Below are 874 nucleotides of genomic sequence, written 5' to 3'. Positions count from 1 at the left end.
ATGGTATCGGCCTGCGCAACATGCGCGAGCGCATGGAAGCCGTGGGTGGCGAACTGGCCATCGATTCGTCGGCCGCGGGCACCAGCATCAGCGCCATCATTCCCCGCTCTTCTCTCTTCCCTTCGCCCCATGTCTGATACCGCCACGCCCATCGCCCCTGCCACGACACGCATCATGCTCATCGACGATCATCCGCTGGTGCGCGACGGCCTGCGCGCACGACTGGAAACCGTGCCCGGACTGGAAGTGGTGTCCGAGGCCGGCAATGCCGAGGAAGCATTGGCCGCCGCTGCCCGCCATCCAATCGATCTCACGCTAATGGACATCAACATGCGCGGCATCAACGGCATCGAGCTGACGGCGCGCTTTCATGCGCTGCATCCGGAGATTGCGGTGCTGATCCTGAGCATGCATGACAAGGCCGAATACGTGATGCAATCGATCCAGGCCGGTGCACGCGGCTATGTCCTCAAGGACGCACCCAGCCAGGACATCGTGCATGCCATCGAAACGGTGCGTTCGGGCGGGATCTACTACAGCGCCGCACTGGCACGCCAGCTGACCCAGCCGCTGCCGGTGCGCGAGTTGCTCACGCAGCGTGAACGCGAAGTGCTGCAGCACATCGCCAATGGCGAATCCAACAAGCAGATTGCCCGCGAGCTGGACCTGAGCGTACGCACGGTGGAAACCCATCGGCTCAACATCAAGCGCAAGCTCAATATCGATGGCCAGGCTGAACTGATCAAATTTGCGGTGGAGTCGCGCGGAGCAGGCTAGCGCGTGGGCCTGACGGAGACTTCCAGCGCAAGCAGACGGGTATAAGGGATCTCGGCGCGATGGGCTGCGGCGCGCAAGGCGATGTCACTGAAGGCTG

1 protein-coding gene is annotated in these 874 nt (G+C 62.8%); it reads left to right on the top strand.

What is annotated here, in order from left to right:
* The first annotated feature begins 129 nt into the window (after nt 1-129).
* The gene (locus B3873_RS23280; RefSeq protein ID WP_286869290.1) at nt 130-777 is read left to right on the top strand and encodes a response regulator; all 648 of its coding nucleotides are present in this window, start codon (nt 130-132) and stop codon (nt 775-777) included.
* Nucleotides 778-874 lie beyond the last annotated feature (97 nt).

It is taken from the genome of Herbaspirillum sp. UBA812, from assembly GCF_002296545.1.
In the GTDB taxonomy this organism is placed as follows: Bacteria; Pseudomonadota; Gammaproteobacteria; order Burkholderiales; family Burkholderiaceae_D; genus Herbaspirillum; species Herbaspirillum huttiense.
This window is presented reverse-complemented; position numbering and strand designations above follow the sequence as displayed.

Bases quoted from the DNA above. Each gene is read 5' to 3' on its own strand.
- B3873_RS23280 (WP_286869290.1), top strand. From the start codon at position 130: ATGTCTGATACCGCCACGCCCATCGCCCCTGCCACGACACGCATCATG.